Genomic DNA, 5,126 nt, shown 5'->3' with positions numbered 1-5,126 from the left:
GCGGACCGCGGGCACGTCGCCCGCCCGCGCGTCCGGGTCGATGGAGCCGTACAGCGTGCGGTTCTCCGCGACGTGGTGGACGCAGGTCGGCGTCGGCGCGAAACACAGGAGGTAGCGCGCGCCCGGCTCGGTGCGACCGAGCTTGGGGCGGAGCGCGTGGCGTTCGTCGACGTGGAAGTACCGCTCCATCCGGCGGTACTGGCGCAGGATCTCGTTCGCGCCGGTGGCGCGGCGGACCGCGGCGTCGGCCTTGAGCTCGATCACGCGGTCGACCGGTTCGGGCGTTCGGGTTCGGACGAAGAGGTCGACGACCCCCTGCCGCCCGTCGGCGTCGTACGGCTCCTCGAGCCGGATCGCCGGCGACTCGGCCGTCGCCTCGTAGTGTTCGACGAGCCGGGTCGCGAGCGCGTCCTCGCGCATGGCTCTCGCGAGGCGTCGGAGGGCGATAAGTCCGCCCTTCGCGGCGCGCTGCGACCGCCCGCCGACCGGAGTCATAGCCGCTCGGGAAATTCCTGCGAACCGGAAGCTATCACGGGGTTTGTAAGGCTTCGACCCCTACGAAAAGTGATGTCTGATAAACTGTCCAGACGGCGGTATCTCGCCGGAACCGGCGCCGCGTTGACCATCGGGACACTCGCGGGCTGCTCCGGAGGCGGTGACGGCTCCGACGGGTCGGACGGTTCCGACGGCTCCGGCGGAGGCGGCAGCGCCGTCGAGGACGTCCCGAGCGAGATAGACGAGTACCTGTCCGAGGCCCGGATGTACGAGGGCACCATCATGGACTTCACGGGACAGGACGAGGTGACCGTCGAGGTCGGCGCCGGCGACGTCGGGTTCGCCTTCTCGCCAGCGGCGATCCGCATCGACTCCAGCACGACCGTCGTCTGGGAGTGGACCGGCAACGGGGGCGCGCACAACGTGGCCTCGGTCGAGGGGTCCGAGTCCGACTTCAACAGCGGCGACTCCGTCTCCGAGGAGGGGCACACGTTCGAGCAGTCGTTCGACAACACGGGGATCCAGCTGTACCAGTGTACCCCCCACCAGGCGAACGGGATGCTCGGCGCCATCGAAGTCGTCGAAGCGTAAGCGGCCCACTTCGCGCGGTTCGAACGCGAGCGCGATTTTTTCACGCCTGCTCGGCGTTCACGAGAGGAACGACCAGCGCACGTCAACGATCCGGTCGCGTTCGCTGGTGACCGTGGGCCGCGCGAGGTGGTCGTTGGCGTTGGCGCCGGCCTCGGCGAGCCGCGACAGCGCCTCCTCCAGCGTGCGCTCCGAGCGCTCCACGCTGGCGTCGCGTTCGTAGGGGGCGTCGATCGGGTCCGCCGGCGAGTTCGAGATCGCGATCGCGTCGGTGAGGTCGCCGCCGATCGCGTGCGGCGGCTGGTGGAAGTGCCAGTCGCCGACCGTGAGGAAGAGCCACACGTCGCCGTTGATGGCGTGGTACTCGCCGGTGACGCCGTCGGCGTCGTACGCGACGACCCTAGAGAGGACGGCGGTTTTGAGCCGGTAGAGGGCGTCTTTCCGCGCCGAGCGGACGTTGCTCTCGGTCACGTCGCCGCGCTCGTAGGCGGCGGTGGCCTCGTCGGCGAACTGCTTCGCGACCTTGTTGACGACGTACAGCGATTCGAGCAGGTCGTCCGTCGGTTCGAGCGGAGTCACGAGGGGTACCGGTCGGGGCTGCGACCGGACGCAGATGGGGTCGTCGCGCTGATAGGCGTTTCGGGATCCGAGACGCCGAGACGGACCTCGCCGTCGCCGCAGCGGGTACCCCGGATGGTTAATTCTTTAAGCGCAGGGACGAAGGGGTGAGTAAGATGGCGCACGACTCCGTGAAAATGTATTCGGCGATATACGTCGCCCTCCTAGTCGCGGCGACGCTGAACTTCGCTCTCTTCGAGACGTCGTTCATCGAGTTCACCTACGCGCAGGCGCTCGGCGGCACGCTGGTGATCGCGACGGTCAAGACGCTGCTCATCGTCGCGTACTTCCAGCACCTGAAGTGGGAGAACCGCTCGCTGACCTACCTGATGGGGCTCGCGCTCGCGCTCACCATGCTGCTGATGGCGGCCGCGACGTACTCCATCTCGTAACGACTCGCGGCGTCTCTTTCTCGCTCGAACGCCTCCGAACCGTTTTCCCGGCACTTTCGCCGGGTTTTCGCTCGACCGAGCACGGTCCCGACGAGGGTCTTTCTGCTGCCACCACCTAGTGGTATTAGTTAGTTATAACTCGCCGCAAGACGAGGGACCGATGCGATGGCTTTCAGCGACCGACTCCTCGAGGCCGGATCAGAGATCTGGGACGCACAGAAGCGACACCCGTTCGTCGTTGAACTCGCGGAGGGTGAGCTCGACGAGGGCGCGTTCCGTCACTGGGTGAAACAGGACTACCGGTACCTGCTCGACTACGCGCGCGTCTTCGCGCTCGCCGGTACGAAGGCCGACGACGAGGAGACGACGCGGCGGCTGACGGCGACCGCGCACGCGACGCTGGACGACGAGATGGACCTCCACCGGTCGTTCGCCGCCGACTACGGGCTCTCCGTCGACGACCTCGACGCGGTCGAGAAGGCGCCGACCTGCGCCGCCTACACCGACTTCCTCGTCCGGACGGCCCACGAGGGGTCGATCGCGGAGATCGCGGCCGCGATCTACCCGTGCGGGCAGGGGTACCTCGACGTCGCCGACCACATGGCGAGCCTCGCGACCGAGACCCACCGGTACACGCCGTTCATCGAGAAGTACAACAGCGACGCGTTCCGCGAGACGGTCGCGTGGATGCGAGACCTCGTGGACCGGTACGGCGAGGCGTACCCGGGCGAGCGCGACGCGATGCGCGCGGCGTTCCTGCGGAGCGCCCGCCTCGAACACGCGTTCTGGGAGATGTGTTACACCCGGGAGACGTGGGAGGTCTGAATCGAGGAGCAGTCGCGCCGACGGCGGGAACGCCGACCGAGTTTTTTGTAGCCGGAGCGTGATCCGTCCGCATGGACCTACGCGCCGCAACGGTCGAAGACGTCGACGCGGTCCGGTCGGTCGCCCGCGAGTCGCTCGTGGCGTCGTACGGACACGCCGTCGGCGAACAGCTGCTGGACGAGGCCGTCGAGGAGTGGTACGACGCCGACGACCTCGGGGACGACATCGACGACGACGACGCGGTGTTCCCGGTCGCCGCCGTCGACGGCGACGTGGTCGGGTTCGCGGAGAGCTACGTCGTCGGCCGCCGCGAGCGGGTCGGCGAGATCGACTGGCTCCACGTCCACCCCGACCACAGGGAGTCCGGCATCGGCTCCGCGCTCCTCGAACGGGTCGAGTCCGCGCTCCGGGATGCCGACGTGGACCGGATCGAGGCGCGCGTCCTCGCCGACAACGAGGCCGGCACGGCGTTCTACCAGCGAGAGGGGTACGAGCTCGCCGGCGAGCGCGACGTCGACATCGGCGGCGAGCCGTTCGCGGAACGGGAGTACCGGAAGCAGATCGGTCGCCTCACCGGCATCTCTGAGGCAATCTACGAGACGGACGACGGAGACCGGGTCCACGTCGCCTTCGACGAGAGCGAGCGCGGGTCGCTGGCGCCGTTCTACGTCGCCTACGTCGACGCGGACCACGAGCGCCGGTACGGCTACCTCTGCGGCAACTGCGAGGGAACGGACGTCGCGATCGACACGATGGACCGGATGGAGTGTCGCAACTGCGGCAACCGCCGGAAGCCGACGCGGTGGGACGCCGCGTACTGACACGCTCCGGCCCGCGGAGAACGTCGCTCCGCGCTACGCCGAGACCACTCTCTCAGAGCGTCTGTTTCACGCCGATGACCCGCTCCTCGGCCTCGCGGCCGGGGTCCCACTCGCTCCCGTCGCGGTCAGATTCGCGGTGTTCCTTCACGGTCCGTGCCATCGCTTCGTCGACCGGCGTCGACTCCCAGCCGAGGTCGGCGAGCGCGCAGGTGTCGAGCAGGTGCGGGTACTCGCGGTAGAGGACGAAGTCGTCGGCGTCGAGCCCGCCGGCCGCGAGCGCGTCGTCGCTCGCCGGGACGACCTCACAGTCGACGCCGGCGGCGTCGGCGATCGTCTCTAACGTCTCTCGTAGGGTGAGCGCGCGTCGGTCGCCGACGTTGTACGCCGCGCCCGGCTCGCCGCGCTCGGCGACGATCCGCAGCGCGCTCGCCACGTCCTCGACGTACGCCCGGTGCCAAAGGTTCTGTCCGTCGCCGGGGACGACCACGCGGTCGTGCGAGAGCACGCGGTCGATCCAGTAGTCGAGCCGCTCCGTGTAGTCGTGCGGCCCGTAGACGATACACGGGCGAACCGCCGTCGCGGACACGCCGTCCTCGGCGGCCGCGAACACCGCGCGGTCGCCCTCGGCCTTCCGATTGCCGTACGTCTCGTGGGCGTCGTCGGTGGCCTGCGCGTCGGTACACGGCTCCAGCGGCGTCTCGCCCTCCCGCTTGGGGATCTCCTCGGCCGCGTAACTGGATCCCGACGAGATGTACACGTAGCCGTCGACGTCGGCGAAGATCTCGGTCGCGGCCTCCACGTCGGCCGGCTGATAGGCGACGCAGTCTATCACGACGTCCGGTTCGACCGACAGCTTCGCGGCGCGCAGCGCGGTCTCGTCTTTCCGATCTCCCTCGACGTGAGTCACGCGGTCGTCGTCCACGAATGGGTTCTCGTGGTTCCCGCGGTTGAATATCGCGACCTCGTAGTCGTGTGCCAGCAGTTCCTCGACGGTGTGTCGCCCGATGAACCGCGTGCCGCCGACGACGAGCGCCGTGTCTGTCATACCCGAGATTCGATGAGCGAGGTGAAAAACGTGGCCGAACCGGAAGGCGACGGGCCGACTCAGTCGCCGCCGCGGGGCTCGTCGCCGCGCCACCGGCGATACAGGAGGTACGCGACGCCGAGGCCGATCCCCCAAGTGCCGACGCCCAACACCGCGAACGCGACCCCCGAGAGGAAATTTCCGATCGGAACGCCGAACATACCCGGGTTCGGCGCGTCCGCCACATAAACGCTCCGAGAGAGGGGTAGGTTCTCGGGGCGGGAACCCGTACGGGCGCTCATGACAGACCACACGCGTCGGCGACCCTGGCTCGCCGCCCTGCTCGCGCTCGTCGTCTCCGGG

At 68.6% G+C, this 5,126-nt stretch carries 8 protein-coding genes; 4 read left to right on the top strand and 4 right to left on the bottom strand.

Annotated elements, in window-relative coordinates:
- Positions 1-420: hypothetical protein (locus Z052_RS14110; protein ID WP_099289153.1), on the bottom strand; the 420-nt coding region annotated here is incomplete at its 3' end.
- Between the two features lie 147 nt (positions 421-567).
- Between Z052_RS14110 and Z052_RS14105 the strand changes: the two genes are divergently transcribed.
- The gene (locus tag Z052_RS14105) at positions 568-1,086 is read left to right on the top strand and encodes a halocyanin domain-containing protein (RefSeq protein WP_049929906.1); all 519 of its coding nucleotides are present in this window, start codon (positions 568-570) and stop codon (positions 1,084-1,086) included.
- 57 nt (positions 1,087-1,143) lie between these two features.
- Here Z052_RS14105 and Z052_RS14100 read toward each other — a convergent pair whose 3' ends face one another.
- Complete coding sequence (locus Z052_RS14100) at positions 1,144-1,662, bottom strand: hypothetical protein (protein ID WP_049929907.1); 519 nt, start codon at positions 1,660-1,662, stop codon at positions 1,144-1,146.
- Positions 1,663-1,817: 155 nt separating this feature from the next.
- On the opposite strand from Z052_RS14100, the gene Z052_RS14095 reads away from it, so the two are divergent.
- The 3 genes from Z052_RS14095 (at position 1,818) to Z052_RS14085 (ending at position 3,739) form a co-directional block, all read left to right on the top strand.
- The gene (locus Z052_RS14095; protein ID WP_049929908.1) at positions 1,818-2,093 is read left to right on the top strand and encodes a cytochrome C oxidase subunit IV family protein; all 276 of its coding nucleotides are present in this window, start codon (positions 1,818-1,820) and stop codon (positions 2,091-2,093) included.
- Positions 2,094-2,258: 165 nt separating this feature from the next.
- Complete coding sequence (gene tenA / locus Z052_RS14090) at positions 2,259-2,918, top strand: thiaminase II (RefSeq protein WP_094494957.1); 660 nt, start codon at positions 2,259-2,261, stop codon at positions 2,916-2,918.
- A 71-nt stretch (positions 2,919-2,989) separates the two neighbouring features.
- Positions 2,990-3,739 (top strand): GNAT family N-acetyltransferase, encoded by a 750-nt coding sequence (locus tag Z052_RS14085; RefSeq protein WP_049929911.1) that lies wholly within the window; start codon positions 2,990-2,992, stop codon positions 3,737-3,739.
- 52 nt (positions 3,740-3,791) lie between these two features.
- On the opposite strand, the gene Z052_RS14080 is transcribed toward Z052_RS14085, so the two are convergent.
- Entirely contained in the window at positions 3,792-4,784 is a 993-nt protein-coding gene (locus Z052_RS14080; RefSeq protein WP_094519548.1) for an NAD-dependent epimerase/dehydratase family protein, read from the bottom strand.
- A 59-nt stretch (positions 4,785-4,843) separates the two neighbouring features.
- Positions 4,844-4,984: a hypothetical protein gene (locus Z052_RS20575; protein ID WP_176454920.1), complete on the bottom strand. Its 141-nt coding sequence runs from the start codon at positions 4,982-4,984 to the stop codon at positions 4,844-4,846.
- Positions 4,985-5,126: the final 142 nt, after the last annotated feature.

This window comes from Halorubrum sp. C191, assembly GCF_002727095.1.
Lineage (GTDB): Archaea > Halobacteriota > Halobacteria > Halobacteriales > Haloferacaceae > Halorubrum > Halorubrum ezzemoulense.
The sequence above is the reverse complement of the archived record's forward strand: the minus strand, read 5'-3'. Positions and strand labels throughout refer to the sequence as shown.